Source organism: Bradyrhizobium sp. MI1.11 (genome assembly GCF_055811255.1).
Genome location: NZ_JBVVPM010000003.1, coordinates 227,450 through 248,585 on the forward strand (window position 1 = coordinate 227,450; position 21,136 = coordinate 248,585).

General features: G+C 67.4%; 21 protein-coding genes and 1 riboswitch. Of the genes, 6 read left to right on the plus strand and 15 right to left on the minus strand.

The genetic code is table 11. The annotated features are described in order from the left end of the window. Window positions 1-7 precede the first annotated feature (7 nt). Genes cobA through cbiE form a run of 5 tightly spaced genes read right to left on the minus strand, consistent with a single transcriptional unit; the run spans window position 8 to window position 4,371 of the window. Window positions 8-739 (minus strand): uroporphyrinogen-III C-methyltransferase, encoded by a 732-nt coding sequence (gene cobA / locus AC0L30_RS04590; protein WP_473403872.1) that lies wholly within the window; start codon window positions 737-739, stop codon window positions 8-10. Next, window positions 736-2,046, minus strand: coding sequence for a cobyrinate a,c-diamide synthase (locus AC0L30_RS04595; protein ID WP_473403873.1), 1,311 nt, complete (start codon window positions 2,044-2,046; stop codon window positions 736-738). The genes cobA and AC0L30_RS04595 overlap by 4 nt, the downstream gene beginning before the upstream one ends. Beyond that, complete coding sequence (gene cobM / locus AC0L30_RS04600) at window positions 2,046-2,828, minus strand: precorrin-4 C(11)-methyltransferase (protein ID WP_007593150.1); 783 nt, start codon at window positions 2,826-2,828, stop codon at window positions 2,046-2,048. Before cobM ends, AC0L30_RS04595 begins: the two co-directional genes overlap by 1 nt. Further along, the gene (locus AC0L30_RS04605) at window positions 2,825-3,193 is read right to left on the minus strand and encodes a cobalamin biosynthesis protein (RefSeq protein ID WP_219681041.1); all 369 of its coding nucleotides are present in this window, start codon (window positions 3,191-3,193) and stop codon (window positions 2,825-2,827) included. The genes cobM and AC0L30_RS04605 overlap by 4 nt, the downstream gene beginning before the upstream one ends. After that, window positions 3,190-4,371: a precorrin-6y C5,15-methyltransferase (decarboxylating) subunit CbiE gene (cbiE, locus tag AC0L30_RS04610; RefSeq protein WP_473403874.1), complete on the minus strand. Its 1,182-nt coding sequence runs from the start codon at window positions 4,369-4,371 to the stop codon at window positions 3,190-3,192. The genes AC0L30_RS04605 and cbiE overlap by 4 nt, the downstream gene beginning before the upstream one ends. Between cbiE and AC0L30_RS04615 the strand changes: the two genes are divergently transcribed. Next, on the plus strand, window positions 4,370-5,116 hold the full coding sequence (locus AC0L30_RS04615) for a cobalt-precorrin-6A reductase (protein ID WP_473403875.1): 747 nt from the start codon (window positions 4,370-4,372) through the stop codon (window positions 5,114-5,116). The genes cbiE and AC0L30_RS04615 overlap by 2 nt on opposite strands. Here AC0L30_RS04615 and cobJ read toward each other — a convergent pair. From cobJ to AC0L30_RS04650, 7 genes are read right to left on the minus strand one after another with little or no spacing between them, the layout of a single operon-like run. Then, window positions 5,092-5,826 (minus strand): precorrin-3B C(17)-methyltransferase, encoded by a 735-nt coding sequence (gene cobJ, locus AC0L30_RS04620; RefSeq protein ID WP_473403876.1) that lies wholly within the window; start codon window positions 5,824-5,826, stop codon window positions 5,092-5,094. The genes AC0L30_RS04615 and cobJ overlap by 25 nt on opposite strands. Then, complete coding sequence (locus AC0L30_RS04625) at window positions 5,823-6,554, minus strand: precorrin-2 C(20)-methyltransferase (protein WP_473403877.1); 732 nt, start codon at window positions 6,552-6,554, stop codon at window positions 5,823-5,825. The genes cobJ and AC0L30_RS04625 overlap by 4 nt, the downstream gene beginning before the upstream one ends. Window positions 6,555-6,556: 2 nt before the next feature. Further along, entirely contained in the window at window positions 6,557-7,186 is a 630-nt protein-coding gene (locus tag AC0L30_RS04630) for a precorrin-8X methylmutase (RefSeq protein WP_473253386.1), read from the minus strand. Further along, window positions 7,186-8,349 carry a precorrin-3B synthase gene (gene cobG / locus AC0L30_RS04635; RefSeq protein ID WP_473253387.1) on the minus strand — a complete coding sequence of 388 codons (1,164 nt, stop codon included), beginning with the start codon at window positions 8,347-8,349 and terminating at the stop codon, window positions 7,186-7,188. The genes AC0L30_RS04630 and cobG overlap by 1 nt, the downstream gene beginning before the upstream one ends. Continuing rightward, a complete protein-coding gene (gene cobN, locus AC0L30_RS04640) occupies window positions 8,346-11,594 on the minus strand; it encodes a cobaltochelatase subunit CobN (protein ID WP_473403878.1) in 3,249 nt (1,082 codons plus the stop codon). Before cobN ends, cobG begins: the two co-directional genes overlap by 4 nt. Beyond that, complete coding sequence (cobW, locus tag AC0L30_RS04645; RefSeq protein WP_219681027.1) at window positions 11,594-12,643, minus strand: cobalamin biosynthesis protein CobW; 1,050 nt, start codon at window positions 12,641-12,643, stop codon at window positions 11,594-11,596. The genes cobN and cobW overlap by 1 nt, the downstream gene beginning before the upstream one ends. Then, window positions 12,640-13,023 (minus strand): DUF1636 domain-containing protein, encoded by a 384-nt coding sequence (locus AC0L30_RS04650; protein WP_354127539.1) that lies wholly within the window; start codon window positions 13,021-13,023, stop codon window positions 12,640-12,642. Before AC0L30_RS04650 ends, cobW begins: the two co-directional genes overlap by 4 nt. A 95-nt stretch (window positions 13,024-13,118) precedes the next feature. After that, window positions 13,119-13,336, minus strand: a riboswitch (cobalamin riboswitch). Between the two features lie 40 nt (window positions 13,337-13,376). Between AC0L30_RS04650 and cobO the strand changes: the two genes are divergently transcribed. Continuing rightward, a complete protein-coding gene (gene cobO, locus AC0L30_RS04655) occupies window positions 13,377-14,012 on the plus strand; it encodes a cob(I)yrinic acid a,c-diamide adenosyltransferase (protein WP_007593167.1) in 636 nt (211 codons plus the stop codon). A gap of 10 nt (window positions 14,013-14,022) precedes the next feature. After that, entirely contained in the window at window positions 14,023-15,471 is a 1,449-nt protein-coding gene (locus tag AC0L30_RS04660; protein ID WP_473403879.1) for a cobyric acid synthase, read from the plus strand. Here AC0L30_RS04660 and cobD read toward each other — a convergent pair. Both cobD and cbiB read right to left on the minus strand, forming a co-directional pair. Further along, window positions 15,460-16,422 carry a threonine-phosphate decarboxylase CobD gene (gene cobD, locus AC0L30_RS04665; RefSeq protein WP_473403880.1) on the minus strand — a complete coding sequence of 321 codons (963 nt, stop codon included), beginning with the start codon at window positions 16,420-16,422 and terminating at the stop codon, window positions 15,460-15,462. The genes AC0L30_RS04660 and cobD overlap by 12 nt on opposite strands. Before the next feature lie 11 nt (window positions 16,423-16,433). Then, the gene (gene cbiB / locus AC0L30_RS04670; RefSeq protein ID WP_473403881.1) at window positions 16,434-17,372 is read right to left on the minus strand and encodes an adenosylcobinamide-phosphate synthase CbiB; all 939 of its coding nucleotides are present in this window, start codon (window positions 17,370-17,372) and stop codon (window positions 16,434-16,436) included. 122 nt (window positions 17,373-17,494) lie between these two features. On the opposite strand from cbiB, the gene cobU reads away from it, so the two are divergent. Genes cobU through bluB form a run of 3 tightly spaced genes read left to right on the plus strand, consistent with a single transcriptional unit; the run spans window position 17,495 to window position 19,414 of the window. Beyond that, window positions 17,495-17,998, plus strand: coding sequence for a bifunctional adenosylcobinamide kinase/adenosylcobinamide-phosphate guanylyltransferase (cobU, locus tag AC0L30_RS04675; RefSeq protein ID WP_473403882.1), 504 nt, complete (start codon window positions 17,495-17,497; stop codon window positions 17,996-17,998). Beyond that, window positions 17,995-18,777: an adenosylcobinamide-GDP ribazoletransferase gene (cobS, locus tag AC0L30_RS04680; protein ID WP_354127534.1), complete on the plus strand. Its 783-nt coding sequence runs from the start codon at window positions 17,995-17,997 to the stop codon at window positions 18,775-18,777. Before cobU ends, cobS begins: the two co-directional genes overlap by 4 nt. A gap of 4 nt (window positions 18,778-18,781) precedes the next feature. Next, window positions 18,782-19,414, plus strand: coding sequence for a 5,6-dimethylbenzimidazole synthase (bluB, locus tag AC0L30_RS04685; protein WP_473403883.1), 633 nt, complete (start codon window positions 18,782-18,784; stop codon window positions 19,412-19,414). An 18-nt stretch (window positions 19,415-19,432) separates the two neighbouring features. Here the strand turns inward: bluB and AC0L30_RS04690 are convergent, their stop codons facing one another. Then, the gene (locus tag AC0L30_RS04690; RefSeq protein WP_473403884.1) at window positions 19,433-21,127 is read right to left on the minus strand and encodes a ShlB/FhaC/HecB family hemolysin secretion/activation protein; all 1,695 of its coding nucleotides are present in this window, start codon (window positions 21,125-21,127) and stop codon (window positions 19,433-19,435) included. Between the last annotated feature and the right edge of the window lie 9 nt (window positions 21,128-21,136).

The following is a 21,136-nucleotide window of genomic DNA, read 5'->3' on the forward strand; positions in this document are numbered from 1 at the left end:
GAGGCGGTCATGACGGATAATCCCCCGCCAGCGCGCCGAACAGGATCACGGCCGCCGTCGAGGCCGCCCCGCCCCGCGCAAGTTGCTCGGCAAGTTCCGAAATGGTGGTGCGGACCAACCGCTCATCGGGACGGCCGAGCGATTCGGCAAACACCGCCGGAGTGGTTGGGGAGAGGCCGTGCTCGATCAATTTGACGACAAGCGCCGGGAACGTCCGCCGGCCCATATAGACCACGGTCGTCGCCTCCGGATCGGCCAGCGCCACCCAATTGAGATCTGGCGGCAGCTCGCCGGTGACGTCCGCCCCGGTCACGAACTGCACGCGGCGGGAGGTGTGACGCCGGGTCAGCGGAATGCCGGCCTGGGCCGCAGCCACACAGGCCGAGGTGATGCCGGGAATGATCTCGAAGCCGATGCCCGCTTCGCGCAGCGTCTCGAGCTCCTCCTCGAGCCGGCCAAAGATGCCGGCATCGCCCGACTTCAATCGCACCACGCGCGCGCCTGATGCGGCATAGTCGACCAGCAAGCGGTTGACATGGTGCTGCTTGGTCGAGGCCCGTCCCGCCCGCTTTCCCACCGCGACGAGATTGGCGCCGGGCCGGGCCAGATCGAGGATCTCGCCCGAAGCAAGATCATCATAGAGCACGACGTCGGCCTCGCGCAGCCGCGCGGCACCCTTGAGCGTGAGCAGCTCGGGATCGCCGGGGCCGGCGGAGACGAAGGAGACAAAACCGCTCACCGGTCCTCCGCGATCAGATGGAAGAACGTGCCGGTGGCTTGTCCCCGGCGCGAGCCGGTCTCGGCGATGACGGCGCCTGTCGCGTCGTGCACGACCGCCAGCGGCGTGTCGGGCTGCGCGAGGATCGTCGAATAGTGGAATTCATGGCCACGCAGGCGTGCACCCGCCCGATGCCCCGGCATCGGCGCTGTGAGCTCGGCGAGGCGATAGCCCAGATGCATGCGGCGCTTGGCAAAGCTTGTTTCCAGGCCGAGCAGGCCCGTCATCTCGTGGCTGATGCCGTCGGCGTCGGTCAAAGCGGTGCCCAGCACCATATAGCCTCCGCACTCCCCGTGCACCGGGCGCGTTTCGGCGAATGCGCGCAATCCGCTGCGGAAGCGCGCATTGGCCGCGATCTTGCCGGCGTGCAGCTCGGGATAGCCGCCCGGCAGCCAGCACACATCGGCGCCCGGATCAGGGTCCTCATCAGCCAGCGGCGAGAATGTCGATATCTCCGCACCCGCCGCGCGCCACGCTTCCAGCATATGCGGATAGACGAAGGAGAACGCGGCGTCACGGGCCAACGCAATGCGCTGACCGGGCGGCGTCACGTTGACGCCGCTCGCGGCAGGTTGCGGGGACCAGGTGGCGGCCGAACACAGCACTGCGTCGAGATCGACATGCTCGGCGACAAAGCGCGCGGCCTCGTCGATCAGCTTGCCGATTTCCGCCTGCTCCTCGGCCTGCACCAGCCCGAGATGCCGCTTCGGCAGGCTGATCTCGGCGTGTCGCGGCAGCGCACCGAACACGGCGATGCCGACATCCAGCAGCGCACGGCGCACGAGGGCTTCGTGGCGTGGACTCGCAACGCGATTGAGCACGACGCCTGCGAGGCGAACACCCGCGCGGTAATCGCGAAGGCCTGCGGCGATCGCCGCCGCCGTCTGTGCCTGTCCCGAGGGATCGATCACCAGCAGCACCGGCCAGTCCAGCATCTCTGCAATGTCGGCGGTCGCTCCGGTGCCGCAGACGCCGCGCGCGGCGACGCCGTCGAACAGACCCATCGAGCCTTCGGCCAGCACGACATCGGCGTCAATGCCGCGGCTGACGAGATGCGAGATTGTCCCGCGATCCATCGCCCAGCTGTCGACGTTGACCGAGGCGCGTCCCGTAGCGGCTGCATGAAACGCGGGATCGATGTAATCGGGGCCGCTCTTGAAGCACTGCACCCGCAATCCGCTGTTGCGCCAGGCGCGGGCGAGCGCCAGCGTCAGCGTCGTCTTGCCGACGCCGGAGGCCGGGGCGGAGATGACGAGCCCTGCTGCCATCACGACACCTCCGGAAAGCGCGGCTCGGCGCCGACCGGCCGGTAGCGGCGGTCGTAATCGGCGGCATAGAGACGGCTCTCGGAGAAATCCGCCGAGCCCAGCGTCTTGCCCACCAGGATCAATGCGGTGCGCTCCATCTCGCTGCCGACAGCAGCGTCGAGTGTTGCGAGCGTGGCGCGGACGATGCGCTGGTCGGGCCAGCTCGCACGCCAGACAATCGCGACCGGGCAATCCGCGCCGTAATGCGGCGTCAGCTCGGCGACGACCTTGTCGAGCAGATGGATCGACAGATGGATGGCGAGCACCGCGCCGGTGGCGGCGAAGGCGGCGAGGTTCTCGCCTTCCGGCATCGCGCTGGCGCGGCCCGGCGTGCGCGTCAAAATCACCGTCTGGGCAAGGCCGGGCAGCGTCAACTCGGCCTCCAGCGCAGCCGCGGCGGCCGAGAAGGAGGGAACACCAGGCGTCACCGTGTAGGGAATGTCGAGCGTGCGCAGGCGGCGAAGCTGCTCACCCATCGCCGACCAGATCGAGAGATCACCGGAATGCAGCCGCGCAACGTCCTTGCCATCAGCATGTGCGGCGGCGATCTCCGCGACGATCTCCTCGAGCGACAGCGGCGCGGTGTTGACGATCCGCGCACCGGGCGGGCAATGCGCCAGCACGCCTTCGGGCACCAGCGAGCCGGCATAGAGGCAAACCGGACAGACGGCGATCAGGTCGCGGCCGCGCAATGTCAGCAAGTCAGGGGCGCCCGGCCCCGCCCCGATGAAATGCACCGTCATGCGCCGTCTCCCTCCGCGATCGCCGCGGTCGCGGTGCGATCCTGCGAGACCACCCGCGTCGCAATCAATCGCGCGCGAGGTCCAGCCACCGCGAGAGCCGCCGCTTCGGCGACCGATCCCGTCCCGAATTTTTCGGCAACGAGTTTTGATTGGGTCGGCGTGTCGATGCCGGCCAGCATTTCGGCGGCGACCGCCTTGATCGGCACGCCGCATTCGCGCGCGAGCTGCTTCAACACCTCCGCGTCGGCCCTGTCGCTGACCGTTGCCAATGCTGCGAGGCCTTCGGGACCGCCGGCCGCCAGAAGCGCCTCGCGCAGCGAGGCCAGCGTGACATCCTTTTTGAATCCGAGCCCGGCGACCTTCATCGGACCGCACTCCATTGCACCACGGGCCGCACCGCCTCCCAGGACCGGTAGCGCCCGAGCGGAGTGGCATGCGCAAGCTCGACCCGGATCAAGTCGCCGCCGTGGCGCTGGTGCAGCTCACCCAGCAGCGCTTCCGTCTCCAGCGTCACTGCATGGGCAACCAATCGCGTTCCGGATGCGAGCCGCGACCAGACGGCGTCGAACATCGCGATGTCGAGCCCGCCGCCGATAAACACGGCGTCAGGCCCGTCCAGCGCAGCAAGGGCTTCAGGCGCCTTTCCCGCGATGACTGTGATCCGATGCGCCAACCCGAACGCCGCTGCGTTGTTGCGAATGTTCGCGGCGCGATCCTCGTGCGCCTCGACGGCGTTCGCCGTCCCGCCGCTCAGCGCCCACTCGACCGAGATCGAACCCGATCCCGCGCCAATGTCCCACAGCCGTTCACCGGGACGCGGCGCCAGCGCCGAGAGCGCGAGCGCACGGACCGGACGCTTGGTGATCTGACCGTCATGGACGAAGAGTTCGTCCGATAGTCCCGAGCTGCGGGGAAGGCCCTGCGCTCCTCTCGCCTCCACCGCCACCGTGACCAGACCTCCGGCAAGATCGCCTGCGAAGCCATCGGCGCGATGCGCGTTGATACTTTCGCGCGGCCCGCCAAGCGCGGTGAGCGTCCAGAATGCCGAGGCACCCCATCCGCGCGCCGTCAGCCATTTCGCGAGATCGCCGGCCGCCTTCGCGTCGCGCACGAGGCAAATGATGCGTGCACCGTGCGCCAGATGTGGCACGAGACGCTCGAATGGCGCGGCGTGCAGGCCGAGACAGGCAATCGCTTCAAGGCGCCAGCCTAGTCGCGCGGCGGCGAGCGAGAATGTCGAGGGAGCCGGATGCGCGATCCATTCGTCGCCATGGAGCTTCTCGGCAAGGCTCGCGCCGGCGCCAAACCAGAACGGATCGCCGGAGGCGAGCACCGCAGTCGGACGGCCGCGGCAGCTCAGCACGACATCTGCATCGAATGGCACCGGCCATGGACGGCCGCACCCGGTTACACCGGCCATTGCAAGATGCCGTTCACCGCCAAAGACAGTTTCGGCATCATCGAGCGCCTTTCGGCTTGCCTCGGACAGCCCGGCAAGGCCATCTTCGCCGATGCCGATGATGGTCAGCCAGGGATCAGCCATGACACGCGCCCTCATTCTGGGCGGAACGGCCGACGCGAGCCTGCTCGCGGCGGAGATCGCGCGCGCCGGCATCGCTGCCGTGTATTCCTATGGCGGCCGCACCCGCGCACCCGCCGCTCAGCCGTTGCCGACGCGTATTGGCGGTTTTGGCGGCGTGAGCGGTCTTGTCGATTACATCCGCAGCGAGCACATCACGCATGTGATCGACGCGACGCATCCCTTTGCTGCCGAGATGAGCCGCAATGCGGTCGCGGCATGCGCGGAAACCGGCACGCCGCTGATCGCCCTGGAGCGCGCGCCCTGGACCAAAGCGCCCGGCGACGACTGGATCGACATACCTGATGTCGACGCCGCGGTCGCCGCACTGCCCGAGGCGCCGGCAAATGTGTTCCTCGCCATCGGCCGTCAGCACATCGCCCCGTTCGCGTCCAAGCCGCAGCACGCCTACACGCTGAGATTCGTCGATCCGCCCGAAGCGCCGCTGCCCTTCGCCGCGGACGTCATCGTGTCGCGTGGGCCGTTCACGCTTGAGGGCGAACTGGAGATGCTGCGCGCGCGAGGCATCACTCGGATCGTCGCCCGCAATTCGGGCGGCGACGGCGCGCGCGCCAAGATCGACGCAGCCCGCAGGCTCGGCCTGCCCGTGATCATGATCGCGCGACCGCAACTGCCGGAACGTTTGCGCGTCGAGAGCGTGGCCGAGATCATGCAGTGGTTCGGTCATCGGGCCTGCCTCGGCGCATAGATCCAGCGGCCGACGCGGCGTGTCTGCGAGTTGCCGACGATCACCAGCGTGCGCATGTCGGCCATCTCAGGCCGGGCTTTGTTCAGCCTGACGGTCTCGATCTTTTCATCGACGGCGCTGATCGCGTGCGCGAAGATCACGAGGCGGTCGCCGCAGCCGGCCTCGTTCAGCACCGCGAGCGCGCGGCCAAACCCCTCCGGCCGGCTCGCCGAGCGCGGATTATACATGGCAATGGCAAAGTCGGCTTCCGCGGCGAGCCGCAGGCGCTTCTCGATCACCGCCCACGGCTTGAGGTTGTCGGAGAGATTGATCGCACAGAAATCATGGCCGAGCGGCGCGCCGGCGCGCGCGGCAGCCGCAAGCATCGCAGTGATGCCGGGCAGCACGCGGATCGGCAGCTCCTGCCATTGCGGCGCCTGTTCGAGCGCCTCGAACACCGCGGAGGCCATCGCGAAGACGCCGGGGTCGCCGGAGGACACGATGACGACTTGCCCGCCTTCGGCCGCGAGCCGCAAGGCCTCGCTCGCGCGCTGTAATTCTTCGCGATTGTCGGAGGGATGCAGCTTGAGTCCCGGTCGCGGCGGCACGCGCGCGACATAGGGCGCGTAGCCCAGAATGTCGGTCGCGGCGGCAAGCGCGGCAGAGACTTCGGGCGTCACCAGCGCGTCGCTGCCCGGCCCGAGCCCCGCGATGGTCAGCGTGCCCGTCATTCGGCGGCGTCCGGATGCCGGCCCTTGCCGTGCACGAGCACGATCGCGAAATAGGGGCAGTCGGCGGCGTCGATCTCGGCGAGCCGCACCACGCGCTCGCCCGGCATGGTGCCGCGCTCGACCAGCCAGGCGTCGTCCAGCCGTCCGGCGGCAGCGAGCGCCCGGCGGACCTTTGCGAGATTGCGCCCGGTCTTCATGATCACGAGCGCATCGGAATCGCGCATGCGGCGTTCGAGCTCTGCTTCGGCGAGCGTGCCCATGAGCACCGTGGTCACGTCGTCACCGAGCGCGATCGGCTGTCCCACGCCATTCCAGCAGCCGACCATGCCGGGAATGCCGGCGATCACCTCGATCTCGACGCGGCCCTGCAGGCGGGTGTGCAGATGCATGAAAGAGCCGTAGAAGTAGGGATCGCCCTCGCAGAGCACGACCACGTCGACTGCGCGCGCCAGCCGCGCCAGACGTTCCGACCATTCGTCGTAGAAGCCGGCAAGCAGCTGGACATATTCAGGCGTGTCGAAGGCGATCTCGGTCGTAACAGGATATTCCATGGGATATTCGGTGACGTCGGTAGCCAACATGCCCTCGACGATGCGGCGCGCCTGGCCGGGCCGACCCTTCTTGCGAAAATAGGCGACATGCCTGGCGCCGCGCACCGTGCGATCGGCGCGCACGCTCATCATATCGGGATCACCGGGGCCGAGACCGCAGCAGATGATGCGTCCCATCGCTATTCGCTCCGGCTCGCCAGCGCGTTCACGGCGGCGACCGTGATCGCGGAACCGCCGAGGCGGCCCTCGACCGTGAGCGCCGGCACCTTCGGATCGGCCATCAGCGCCGCCTTCGATTCGGCCGCGCCGACAAAGCCGACGGGACAGCCGATGATCGCCGCGGGCCGCGGGCAGCTCCGGTCCTCCAGCATGTTGAGGAGATGAAACAACGCGGTCGGCGCGTTGCCGATCGCCACGATCGCGCCGTCGAGATGCGGGCGCCATAGCTCCAGGGCCGCGGCCGAACGGGTGTTGCGCATGGACTGCGCGAGCGCGGGAACGGTCTCGTCGCCCAGCGTGCAGATGACGGCGTTGGCCGCGGGAAGCCGCGCCCGCGTAATTCCTTCGGAGACCATGCGCGCGTCGCACAGGATCGGTGCGCCCTTCTGCAGGGCCGCGCGTGCGGCGGCCGCCATGCCCGATGTGAAGCGGATATGCGCTTCGAGGCCCACCATGCCGGCGGCATGGATCATCCGCACCACCACCTGCTCCTCGTCCGGCGTGAAGCGCGCAAGATCGGCTTCGGCCCGGATGGTCGCAAAGGACTGCCGGTAGATCGCAGCGCCGTCAGTCTCGTAAGTATGCGGCATCAGTGCCCTCCCATCAGGATGGAGGGATTTCCGACGATGTCGTCGCGGTTCAGCCCCCGCAGGATGGGCTCATCGCGTGTCGACCCGGCGCGCACGAGGTCGAAGCCGGCGCCGGTCGCGACCAGAGTGATGGCGGCGGGACCGGAATGGGCGCAGCCCTTGGCACAGCCGGAGACGTGGAGCCGTGCGGCCGCGCCGATGTTCGGGGCCAGGGCCGCGGCAAGGCCACGCGTATCGGCATGCGCCTCGCGACAGCGTGGCGCGCCGCTGCAGGCGATGACGCGCAGTGCGGGATCGTAGGCCTCGGTGATAAGACCGGTCACGTTCGGCATGGCGCGCTTGCCTTCGCTCAAAACCATCCGCCATGGCGTCATGCGCAGCGCATGTCCGCAACCGGCGAACTGGTTGAGCGTCGCATGCGCCATCTGCCCGAAGGCGACCCCGACCATCGCACCTTGCGCATAGAGGCCGGGACGCGCCGTGGCCATGATCGGCGCCGGCTCGGCCTCGCCGCGCAATGCCGCCGGCAAGATTGCACCGGCTGAAAGATGCGCCGCCATCCGCCCTCGCCCCCCTCTGGCGCCGCCTGAGGTCACGAACCAGTCGGCGAATGCGAGCGCGGTGGTCACGGCCTCGCCACGCGCGACGGAGCGGCCAAGTTTGTCGCCATCAGCCCGCACCAGCAGGCCGCCGGAACGATCGCGCTCGATCCGCACGTCGGCGGAATCGCCCGCAAGCACGCGTGAGGTGCCGTCATCGATGGCGAAGCCGAACTTGGTTGGAAGTTCGAGCTTGCTGTCAGCGAGCGCCTCCTCGAGCTCGGCGGCGAGCGATTGGGTCGCGTCCCCCGCACGCCAGAACGGCGTCACAAGGATGTTGCGACGGGATTCGGTCTCAGCATCCGGGTCGAGCAGCGCCAGTTGCGCAAGGCCGTCGAGCAGCAGCCTGTGGCTGGTCTCGTTGACGCCTCTGATCTGGAGATTGGCCCGGCTGGTCACGTCGATCAGGCCGTTGCCATGGCGTTCGGCGAGATGGGCCAGTCCGGATATCTGGGCAGCTTCGAGCCGGCCGCCGAACGGACGCACGCGGACCACGAGCCCGTCGCCCGATTGCATCGGGCGCAGCGCGCCGGGACACCAGCCCTTGACCACGGAAGCGCTCATGACGCCTCCCGCAGCGCAGCCGCAATCGAATTGCGGCGCGTCCGCCAGAGCGAGGCTTCATGCAGGCGCGCGAAACACGTCTCCATCGCCGCGAGTGCCGCCGGATTTTCGCGAGCCATGAAGGCGCGGACGTCGTCATGGCCGAGCGTCGCATCGTAATAGAGGTCGAACAGATGCGGCGGCACGGCGCCGGCCAGATGCGCGAAGGCGGCCATGTGCTCGAGCGTTGCGGTGATCTCGGCCGCCCCGCGAAAACCGTGGCGCATCATGCCCGCGATCCAGGCCGGGTTGGCCGCGCGCGCGCGGACGACACGGGAGATTTCCTCGGTCAGCGTACGCGCGTGCGGCTGCTCGGGGCGCGTCGCGTCGAGATGATAGAGCGATGGCCCTGTCGCGCCGAGATGGGCTGCGGCGGCCGCAATGCCGGCCTCATGCGCGGCATAGTCGGCCGCGAGCAGAAGATCGGTTTCCGGCAAATCCTGCACGTGAACAAAAGCATCGGCGGATGCGAGCCGCTTCTCGATGCCGGCACGATCGAGCCTGATCTCGCCGTCCGCCGAGAACGCCCATGACGATGCCGACAGCCAGGCTTCGCCGGCGGCGTGGCGCGTCTCGGGCGTGAAGTCGTCCGGGATTGCCGAGAGGCCGACGCCGTATTGTCCGGGACGCGGGGCGAACACGCGCGATGTGCGATGGCGATATGGATTTTCGTCGCCCTCATCCTCGCGGGCCGACAGCGCCTCGGCTGCCGCCTCGAACAATTGCGCGAGGCCTGAGAAGACGTCGCGAAACAGGCCCGAGACGCGCAGCGTGACGTCGATGCGGGGCCGGCCAAGCTCGGCAGGCGCGATGATGTCGTAGCCGGTCACACGGCCGGAAGCATGATCCCAGCGCGGTGCGAGGCCGGCCAGATGCAGCGCCATGGCAAACTCCTCGCCCGCGGTGCGCATCGTCGCCGAGCCCCAGAGATCGACGACAAGGCCCTTCGGCCAGTCGCCATGATCCTGCAGATGACGACGGAGTAATTCTTCCGCGAGCTTGATGCCTTGCGCATGCGCGGACGGCGTCGGCACCGCGCGCGGATCGACGGCAAAGAGATTGCGCCCGGTCGGCAGCACGTCCTGACGGCCGCGATACGGTGAGCCTGACGGCCCCGGCGCGACGCGCCGTCCTGCAAGCGCGGCCCGCAACGCGTCGCGTTCCGCTTCACCGCAGGCGCCGCGGCCGAACACGTGCAGGCCGTCGCCGAACTGGCTTTCCTTGAGATCGCAGACGAAGCGGTCGATCCGCGGGATCGCTTCGGCCGGTGCGGCCGCTGCATCGAGGCCAAGATCGTCTTCGAGGCCAGCCGCGCGTGCCTCGTCGCGGATCGCGGCGATCAGACGCTGGCGGCGGGCGGGATCGAGGCCATCGGCCGTCGAGTACTCGTCGAGGAGCTGTTCGAGCCTGCGCAGCCCGTCCGGCACCGCCGATGCGGCGAGCTGCGGCGGCAGATGGCCGATCGTGACGCCACCCAGGCGCCGCTTGGCCTGCGCGGCTTCGCCGGGATCGTTGACGATGAAGGGATAGATGACGGGCAAATCGCCAATCAGGGCTTCCGGCCAGCACGCCTGCGACAGCGCCACGGATTTTCCGGGCAGCCATTCCAGCGTGCCGTGCGCGCCCATGTGCACGACGGCATCACAGCCCTGCGCTCGGAGCCAGAGATAGAACGCGACATAGGCATGGCGCGGCGTACGGGCGAGATCGTGATACTCGGCATCGCGCCTGGTCGCATCGCCGCGCTCCGGCTGAACCGCGATGATCGACCGGCCGCATGGAATCGCGGCGAAATGGAACGCGCCGTCGCCGCAACCCGGATCGGTCTCCGGCGCGCCCCAGGCTTGCGCGAGATCATCCTGCAGGACTTGCGGAAGGCACGAGAGCGCAGCGCGGTAATCGGCAACGCTCCAGCTCAAGGTCTGCTTGAGCAGCGTCTCACCGAGCGCATGGACCGGATCGACATCGAAGCCGGTCTCCGCGAGGTCGGACGCCAAAGCCTCGACCGAGGCCAACGCATCGAGCCCCACCGCATGCGCGATCTGATGCGGGCGGCCCGGATAGTTCGAGAGCACGAGTGCCATCCGCTTTTCGGCGGCCGGCTTCTCCGCAAGGCGCTGCCAGGCCGCAACGCGCGCGGCCACGGCCTTCACGCGCTCCTCGTCGGGCCTGTGTGCCAGATGCGAAAATTGCAAATCGGGATCGCGCATCGCGGCCGATTTGAAGCTCACCACGCCCGCAAACAGGCGGCCATCGACCTCGGGCAGCACCACATGCATCGCGAGGTCGCCGGGCGACAGGCCGCGGAGCGAGCTCGCCCAGTCCTCGCGCCGTGCCGTGGAGAGCGCGACCTGGAACACCGGGCAGGATGCGGCGTCGAACGGCGTCGTGCCGTCGTCGCTCATCGCCGAGAACGCCGTCGCATTGACGATCGCGGCCGGAGGATTTTGCGCAAGATGCACCCGCAACCAATCCGCAACGCCTGGAGCCTTCAGCGAGGTGACGAAGACGCCGTGCGCGTCGAACCCCTTCTCGCGCAGCGCCGCGATCAGGGCATCGACCGGGCCAGTGTCCGCGGCGGTGAGATAGGAGCGATAGAAGATCACCAGTGCGTGCGGCTTCCCTTCGCGGGCCTGCGGCGTCGCCATGACACCGCGCGCCGGATCGTAAAAGCCCATCTCCGGCACGGTCATCTCGCCGATAATAGGTCCCGCATAGAGGCCCGAAGCCAACGCAAGCTGCGCGATTGCGGCTTGCGACGCGACAGGGCCACCGGTGTCGCAGAGCACCTTGAGCCGCCGCAATGTCGAGACCGGCAGGGTCGAATAGGCATCCAGCCGCGTGTCATCGCGGCCGTCGGCCGGCAGCACGGCCAGCACGATGCCGCGCTGCTTCGCGAGTTGCTGCAGGGCCGCGAGCCCATATGGCCAATAGGATTCCCCACCGATCAGACGCACGAGGATGCCGCGCGCCTGCGCAAGCGTGCGCTCGATATAGGTGTCGACCGAGAGCGGATGACGCAGTTCGGCGAGATTGACGAGGCGTAGCGACGGCAGGCTGTCGCGACCACGGCGCCAACCGGCCGCGAACGCCGCTAGATCGGAATCCGAATACGAGAGCACCACGAGATCGGCCGGGTCCTGGCCGATGTCCCTTGGTATCGCGGTCTCCTCGAGACCGCGGCTCTCGCGGAAGACGACGTGCATCAGATACCAGATCCTGAAAGACCAAGTCCCGCCTTGATTGCGGCCTCGTCGATATCGCCGTGCTCGCCGATCACGACGAGCTTTGACTGCCTCGCACCCGCGCCCCAGGGCTTGTCGAACTGGTGGCGCACGCGCTCGCCGACCGCTTGCAGCAAGAGGCGCATCGGCTTGCCTTCCATCGCGATGTAACCCTTGACGCGCAGCACATTCTGCTCGCGCGCCAGCCGCTGAACGGATGCAACCAGCGCGTCGATATCGGTGACCTCGGGAAGATCGATCACGACCGACGCAAAATCGTCGTGCTCATGATCCTCCTCGCCGTCGTGATGCGAGGGACGCGCGGCGAGATCGTTCTCGGCGGCAGCACCGAGGCCGAGGATGAGGCGCGCGTCGATGGCGCCGTCGGTGATCGCCAGCATCGGCACGCGGCGCGGCATCTCGGCGGTGATCGCCGCTTTGGCGGCTTCGAGCCCTGCCGCGCCCGCAAGATCCGCCTTGGTCAGCAGCACGATGTCGGCGCAGGCGATCTGGTCCTCGAACACTTCCGACAGCGGCGTCTCATGGTCGAGATTCTCGTCCGCCGCACGCTGCGCCTCGACGGCGTCAGGATCGGGCGCGAAACGGCCGGCGGCGACAGCTTCGGCGTCGGCGAGCGCGATCACACCATCGACCGTGATCCGCGAACGGATCTCCGGCCAGTCGAACGCCTTCAACAGCGGCTTGGGCAGCGCCAGGCCCGAGGTCTCGATCAGGATATGATCGGGGCGCACCGGGCGCGACAGCAGCTTCTCCATGGTCGGAATGAAATCGTCGGCGACGGTGCAGCAGATGCAGCCATTGGCGAGCTCGATGATGTTCTCTTCCGGGCAATTCGCATCGGCGCAGGATTTCAGAATCTCGCCATCGACGCCCTCGCTGCCGAACTCGTTGACGAGCACCGCGAGCTTCTTGCCGTTGGCATTGGCAAGCAGATGCTGGATCAGCGTGGTCTTGCCGGAGCCGAGAAAGCCCGTGACGACCGTGACCGGGACTTTTGCGAGCGAATTCATTCGGCGGCCTCCGGCACGACGGCCAAGGTGGGAATGGGGGGAATGCGGGCAAGCGATTGCTTGCGGAAGATCTCCGGGCGGCTGCGCCAGGGCACGAGGCCGTCGGGCGCGGCCGCATAGGCCGCGGCGCCCGCGACCACGTCGCTCGCATTCGCATCCGACAGACGGCCATAAACATAGGACCAGCGGCCGGGCGCGCTGAGCGCGACCGAGCAACCCTGGTTGCACGCAGACAGGCATTCGACGGGAACCACGCTGACGCCGTCGGGCACGCCGGCCTCGAGGATCGCACCATGGAGGCGCTTACCCGGCGTCGTCTCGCCCTCGCCAAGCGTCTGGCCGGCGCGGCAGGTGATGCAGACATGAAGTGTGACGGTCATCGCTTCTTCCAGAATAAACAGCGGGAAGCGATGAGGCCCACGAACCGTTCTTGCGAAGGTCCGTTTCCCCGTCGCGGAACACCCCGTCCGCCGGTCCAAAATCGTCCGCGCTGGCAGGTCTCCCGGCTTCCGGAGCAGGGTTTCCCCTTCGATCCCCGCCTTCCCGATCCCCTAGGGGTCAGTGGCTTCGGGCATCTCTCCGGTCACGGTCGCGGGGGCGGCTGCATTTTGGAACCAAATCTTGCCGATTCGGACCCTATCGCATTCCCTCTTCGCCTGTCGTAGGACAGGAACCAACGCCGGGTCACCATTTGCCCCCGACCGCCTCTTGTCAAGCCGAAGGACCCCGTCCGATGACGTCCGAACCGGATACCCAGACGGCCGACGAAACCGACGCCCGTCACGCCTCGAAAATGGCGAAGAAGAAGGTCGCCCGCGACAAGATCATGGCGACCAAGAGCGGCGAAAAGGGCCTCATCATCGTCCACACCGGCGCCGGCAAGGGCAAGTCGTCCTCGGCCTTCGGCATGATCGTCCGCTGCGTCGCCCATGGCTTCCCCTGCGCGGTCGTGCAGTTCATCAAGGGCGCCTGGGACACCGGCGAGCGCCGCATGCTCACCGGTCATTTCGGCGACCTCTGCCAATTCCACGCCATGGGCGAGGGTTTTACCTGGGAAACGCAGGACCGCGCCCGCGATATCGCAGCCGCGCGCGCCGGCTGGGAAAAGGCCAAGGAGCTGATCCTCGACCAGAATCTCCGCATGGTCGTGCTCGACGAGATCAACATCGCGCTGCGCTACGACTATCTCGACATCGCCGAAGTCGTCGATTTCCTGGTGACCTCGAAGCCACCGATGACGCATGTCGTGCTCACCGGGCGCAACGCCAAGGACGAGCTGATCGAGATCGCCGATCTCGTCACCGAGATGACGCTGATCAAGCATCCCTTCCGCTCCGGCATCAAGGCGCAAGCCGGCGTCGAGTTCTAAGAAACTCGCGATGGCGCGCGCATTGATGATCCAGGGGGCCGGCTCGGACGTGGGCAAGTCGCTCATCGTCGCCGGTCTCGCGCGCGCCTTTGTGCGACGCGGCCTGCGCGTGCTCCCGTTCAAGCCGCAGAACATGTCGAACAATGCTGCCGTCACGGTCGACGGCGGCGAGATCGGTCGCGCGCAGGCGCTCCAGGCGCTCGCCGCCGGCGTCGAGCCGCACACCGACATGAACCCGGTGCTGCTCAAGCCCGAGACCGATGTCGGCGCGCAGGTGATCGTGCAAGGAAAACGCATCGCGACCGCGCGTGCGCGTGAATATGCGGCGATGAAGCCGTCATTGATGGGCGCCGTGCTGGAGAGCTTCGAGCGGCTGAAGGCGCGCGCCGATCTCGTGCTGGTGGAAGGCGCCGGCAGCCCGGCCGAGGTGAACCTGCGCAAGGCCGACATCGCCAATATGGGTTTTGCGCGCAAGGCTGGCGTGCCGGTCGTGCTGGTCGGCGATATCGACCGCGGCGGTGTCATCGCGCAACTCGTCGGCATCAAGGCGGTGATCGACCCGGATGATGCCGCGATGATCCAGGGTTTTGTCATCAACAAGTTCCGCGGCGATCCCACGCTGTTCGACGACGGCTATAAGCTGATTGAAGAAAAGACCGCATGGCGCGGCTTTGGCGTGCTGCCCTGGTTCGCGCGCGCCGGCGAGCTGCCGGCTGAGGATGCGCTGGGCCTGAGCGATGCGCGCAAGCCGGGCCAATGCAAGATCGCCTGTCTCGCGCTGTCGCGGATCGCCAATTTCGACGATCTCGATCCGCTCAAGCTCGAGCCTGGCGTCGATCTCGTGATGGTGCGGCCGGGCGAGGCAATTCCCGGCGACGTCAGGCTCGTCATCATTCCCGGTTCGAAATCTACGCGCGGCGACCTCGCCTTTCTGCGCGCGCAGGGCTGGGACATCGATCTCCTGGCGCACTACCGCAGAGGCGGCCATGTGCTCGGCCTCTGCGGCGGCTATCAGATGCTCGGACGTAGCGTCGCTGATCCCGAGGGGATCGAGGGACCCGCGGGCGATACACCGGGTCTCGGACTTCTGGACGTCGAGACGGTGATGACCCCGCAGAAGACGCTGACGCGTGTCGCGGCCGTGCATGCCGCGACGGATCAGCCGATCGAGGCCTACGAAATCCACATCGGCCGCACCGATGGGCCGGATCGCACGCGGCCATTCGCAAGGCTGAACGGCGAACTGGAAGGCGCGATCTCACGCGACGGACGCGTGCAGGGCAGCTATCTGCACGGCCTGTTCACGTCGGATGATTTCCGCAAGGCGTTCTTGGCGAAGCTCGACATTCCCGCAGGCAACGAGCCCTATCACGCCAGGGTCGAGAGTGCGCTCGATGCGCTTGCCGATCACATCGAGCAACATCTCGACGTCGACGGCCTGCTCGCGCTAGCGCGCTAGCGCCTCGGCCAGGCGCGTCCATTCGGAGTCGCCGCCCGGAAGCCCGAGGCGCAGCCATGTCGGCTCCCGCGCGAACACGCGCGACCAGATATGGCGACGCGCCAGTCTCTCCTGCGCCGCAAGCGCGTCAGGCGTCTCGTAGAGACGAAACAGCTGCGTGCCGCCAACGAGCGTCCAGCCTTGCGACCGCACCATGCCGTCGAGGCGAACGCAGTCTCGCGCCAGCCGCGCGGACGTGGCCTCGGCCCAGGCATCGTCATGCAGAGCGCGGCAACCGATCGCGATCGCCGGTCCCGAGACCGGCCAAGGCCCCGACATCGATGCGAGCCTGGCGATGTCGGAGGAATTGCCGAGCGCGAAGCCGAGCCGCAGGCCGGCAAGGCCGTAAAACTTTCCAAAGGAGCGCAAAATCAGCAGCCCCGGCCGGTCCTCGGATGCAAGCGAAAGCTGCGGTGCCACATCGGCAAAACTCTCGTCGACGACGAGACGGCCGACGCGCGGCAGCAGTGACAGCAAATCCCTTGGTGTGTGGCATCGGCCGTCGGGATTGTTGGGATTGACGACAATGGCGAGGTCCGCGCCCGCCAGTGCGTCGAGCTCCCTGACCTCCTGGACCTCCCAGCCCGCAGCCGAGAGGACCCCGGCATATTCGTTGTAGGTCGGCGCGAGGATGCGCGCGCGGCCGGGCGGCGCGAGTTGCGGCAGCAGTTGAATCGCGGCCTGTGCGCCGCCGAGCGCGACAACCGCCGCGCTCGTGCGGTAAGCGTGCCGCGCCGCCTGATGCAGCGCCTCGATTTCGCCGCGCGAGGGCAACGCGCTCCACGCGCGCGAGCTCACCTCGCCCACGGGATAAGGCAGGCGGTTGATCCCGGTCGACAGATCGATCCAGTCCTCCGCGCGACCGCCGAACCGCTGCAGGGCCTGATCGAGATTTCCACCGTGCTCGCGCATGCGCTGTTCTTTCACGCGAAGGCCAGGATCGCAAGGAGGCCGGCGAGCAGCAGCATGGCGCGGCGGTAGACCGTCAATCCCCGATCGATGTCGGCGGCAAGCGGATCGCGCGCACCTTCATTCAGCCATGGCTCGTTCGTGGTGCTGCCGTGATAGATCCGCGGACCGCTGAGCCGCACACCAAGCGCACCCGCCATCGCTGCTTCCGGCCAGCCGGCATTGGGCGAACGGTGACGGCGTGCATCCCGCGTCATGCAGGACAGCGCCTCTGATCGCCGTGGCGCCAACAGCACGAACAGAAATCCGGTCAGCCGCGCCGGAACGAAATTGGCGACGTCGTCGATGCGCGCCGCGGCCCAGCCGAAAGCTTCGTGGCGTTCGGAGCGATGGCCGATCATGGAGTCCAGCGTGTTGATCGCTTTGTAACCCAAAATGCCGGGAAGACCGAACAGCGCGCCCCAGAACACGGGTGCGACGATCCCGTCGGACGCATTCTCGGCGAGGCTCTCGATCGCCGCGCGCGCGATGCCGGCCTCGTCGAGCGTCAGGGGATCGCGGCCGACGATGCGCGAGACCGCGTCGCGCGCGGCGGCGATGTCACCGGCCCGCATGGGATTTGCGACGGCAGCAACGTGGTCGAGCAACGAGCGCAGCGCGACCAGCGGCCAGGCGAGGACGCCGACCAGCACGACCTGGATCTCCAAGGGAAGCAGGGACTGAAGCGCCCAGCCGAGCGCGACCGAGAGCGCGATCACCGCGAGCGCTCCGGCGAGACCCGCGGCGCGGCGAAATGCCGGCGGATCGGACGGTCGATTCCAGGCGGTGTCGATGGCAGAGATCAGCCGGCCCAGCCAGGTGACGGGATGGCCGATGCGCGCGAACAACCACGACGGCCAGCCCAACAGGGCATCCGCCACCATCGCAACCGCCATCGCACCCGCAAAACCCACACCGATCTCCTGTCCCGCCCCTGTTGCGCAAACCACGACCAGAGCGCAAGCCCCCGGCTGGCGGATTTCGGCTTTGTTTTTGGCTGCGTTTGGTGATTAGTGCTGGGCTACAGGAGACCTTTATGGCCGTCATCTTGATCACGGGCGGAGCGCGATCGGGCAAGAGCAAGCGTGCGGAAATGCGCACGCGCGCCTTTCCTGGGCAGCCGGTCTATGTCGCGACGGCCGAGGCTCTCGATGCCGAAATGGAGGCGCGCATCGCCAGGCATCGCGCGCGCCGCGGAACCGACTGGATCGAACACGAAGTGCCGCTCGAGCTCGTTCCCGCGCTGGTCGCAAGCGACGGCGGCGGCGCGCGGCTCCTCGATTGCCTGACGCTGTGGCTCTCTAACCTCATGCATGCGGAGCGCGACTGGGAACGCGAGATCAAGGAGCTTGCCGGTGCCCTGCCCCGGCTCAAAAGCCCCGTCGTTCTCGTCACCAACGAAGTCGGCCTCGGCATCGTCCCCGACAATGCGCTGGCGCGCAGCTTCCGCGACGCCGCCGGGTTCATGAACCAGGCCATCGCGGCCGTCGCCGACGAGGTCGAATTTATCGTCGCCGGCCTACCGATGAAACTGAAATGATGCCGCGCGCCGAATTCTTGCAGGACGTCATCGCCGATCTCAGGATGGCGGCATCGTTCGTGACGATCCTCCCCGTGGCACCGTCGAAGCCCGCAGCTGACGGCGCCGTCGCGCGCGCGACCTGGGCGCTGCCCGTGGCGGGACTGCTGGTCGGCCTTGCCGGCGCCCTGGTCTACAAGGTCGCGAGCCGGTTCGGTCTGACACCGAACCTTGCCGCCCTGCTCGCGCTGGCCGCGACCGCCCTTATCACCGGCGCGCTGCACGAGGACGGCCTTGCCGACACGGCCGACGGGCTCGGCGGCGGCCGCACGCGCGAGCGCAAGCTCGAGATCATGCGCGACAGCCGGATCGGCACCTATGGCGTCTGCGCGCTGATCCTGTCGTTCGGCCTGCGCTGGAGCGCGCTCGCGGCGATCGCCAATCCGTGGGCGGTCGCGCTCGCGCTGTGCGCTGCGCATACTGCGGCCCGCGCGGGCTTGCCGGCCTTCATGTCGCAGGTCGCACCTGCGCGACCTGATGGCCTATCGGCGAGCGCCGGATCACCGCCGGGCGGCAGCGTTGCGATCGCATTCGCTGTTGGAATCCTCACGCTCACGCTCACGCTTGGGCCCGGCAAGGCGTTGGTGAGCCTGATCCTGCTCTCCCTCGCCGGCTTGATGCTGGCGCGACTTGCCATCCGCCAGATTGGCGGGCAGACCGGCGACATCCTCGGCGCGTTCGAGCAGACCGGCGAGATTTTGATCCTCCTGGTTGCCGCAGCTTTCCAGATCGGAGGGTGACGCGATGGTCGAATTCGACGACGCCTTCCGCCAGCACTTGCGCGAGCTGTTCGTGTGGCGCCGCGACGTGCGCCGCTTTCGCGCCGATCAGTTGCCTGACGGCGCCATCGATCGCCTGATCGAGACGGCCTGTCTCTCACCCTCGGTCGGCCTCAGCCAGCCCTGGCGTTTCGTCATCGTCGACGACGCCGCGCGGCGTCGCGCCGTGATCGACGACTTCAAGGCGTGCAACGCCGACGCGTTGAATGCCTATGCCGGTGAGCGCGCAGCGCGCTATGCCACGCTGAAACTCTCGGGTCTCGAACAGGCCCCCGGCCACCTCGCCGTGTTCGCCGACAAGGCCAGCGATGTCGGTCACGGCCTCGGCCGCGCGACGATGCCGGAGACGACGGAATATTCCGTGGTCGCGGCGATTACCGCGATGTGGCTCGCCGCGCGCGCCGAGGGCATCGGGCTTGGCTGGGTATCGATCCTCCATCCGGATCGCATCCACGCCATTCTTGACGTGCCGGACACCTGGAAATTCATCGCCTATCTCTGCATCGGTTATCCGGAAGTCGAATGCGACCGGCCCGAGCTGGAACAGGCGAAGTGGGAGCAGCGGCGCGGCGCGGAAGAATTCACACTGCGGCGTTAAGCGCGTGCCCCATACGCCCTACGACTTGCTCCTGCCGGCAACCGCCGCAACCGGCGCGGGGCTTTCCTGCTTCTGGAACATCAACAACGGCCGGAGAACGACGCGGCCATAGGCCTCGTAGTGGTGCTGGGTCGAGACGGCCATCTTCAGCGGCGTCGCGTAATTCGCCTCGAACGTCATGAACGAGGCGTAGGTCCAGGAGAAGCCGACGCCGACCGAGCCCAGTTCGGTGATTCCCGGAAACGTCGAGTACACCGCCCCCCAGTCGGTGAAGATGTAAGTGTCGAAACCCCTGAGCCATTGCGACCAGTTGTAGTGCAGCTCGGCGTTGAAATAATAGCCGCTGTCGCCGGAGGCCGAGTTGGAGGGATAACCGCGCACGGTGGTGGGACCGCCGATCGAGAAGATCTGGTCGCCCGGCAGCAGCTTTTCCTGTGTGTACTGCCAGCTCGCCAGCACGTTGGTGCTGAAATTTGCAGGCCCCGCGGCGCTGGTCGCGAACATGGAGCCGGTATAGGTGTTGAACGCGCGGTTGTTGCCGAGCACGTGGTCTTGCCATGCGATGTAGTTCACCGCAGGCGAAACCGTGATCGAATAGGTATTGCCGGAATTGGTCACCGAGAGGCCGGCCGTGGCCTTGTCGTAATGGTCCTGGGTCACGGCCACCGTTGCGAAGCGGCTGACCGTCTTGCCCTCGGTCTCCGCGGCGTTGAGCAGCACCAGCCAGTTCTGGGTCACCCAGACCGGCTGGCTGAAATTGACCGCGGCCTGGCTCGAGCGTCCGGTGACGTCGAGCGCGACGAACGGTCCCTGGATGATCTTGATCTTGCCTTCGGTATAGCTGACACCGGCGCGGCCGCCCCAGGGATTGACCGGGATGCTGTAGGCGACATTGCCGTTGAGATTGCCGTCGGAACGGACGCCGTAGAAGGTCAGGCGGTCGTCGACACCGAACAGGCCGTGGCGCTTGTAGAAGGCCCCACCCTCCCAACGCCCGGTATTCTCCGCGCCCTGGTTGTCGGTGAAGAGCTGCAAGGTGTCGACCGGCGGCTCGATCACGGCGAACTGGAGATCGGTCAGGCCGAAGCTGGTGCCGGGCTGCAGCAGAGCCTTGATCTGCACGTCGTTGGTCCGGTTGAACCAGATCACGTCGCGATTGAGTTTCGGAACGTCGAGCACCTCGCCTTCGGGCTCCTTCACGCGCTGAAGGATGTAGTCGGGGCGGGTCTGCTTGTTACCCTCGATGGTCGTCTTTTGGAGCCGGCCTTCGGTCAGCTTGATGCGGACGATGCCGCCCTTGGCATCCTGCTCGGGCAGCGTCGCAATGCCCGTGACGATGCCGCGCTCGGTATAGAGGGCGTTGATGTCGGCGACGAGCTGCAACAGCGAGGCGATGTCGACGTTCTTGCCGACGTACTTCTTCGCGATCTCGTCGAGCTCGGCCGGCGTAATGAACTTGGAGGCGTCGAACTCGACCTTGTGCAGGCGGAATTTCGGCCCGCCCGGCTTCAGGAGCTGGGACTTCTCCCGCTCGCCGCCAATCACCGCCGGCCCGTTGAGCTTGGGCGGCGCGCTCTGCTGTTCGAGCTGCCGGCGTTGCCGGTCGACGTCGTTCTGGATCACGCCGGGATTGATCGACGGAATCTGCGCCCGCGCGGGGACGATGCACGACGCTGCCAGCCCAAGCCCTAACGCTGCCCCCAGAATCCGCATCCCTGGTCC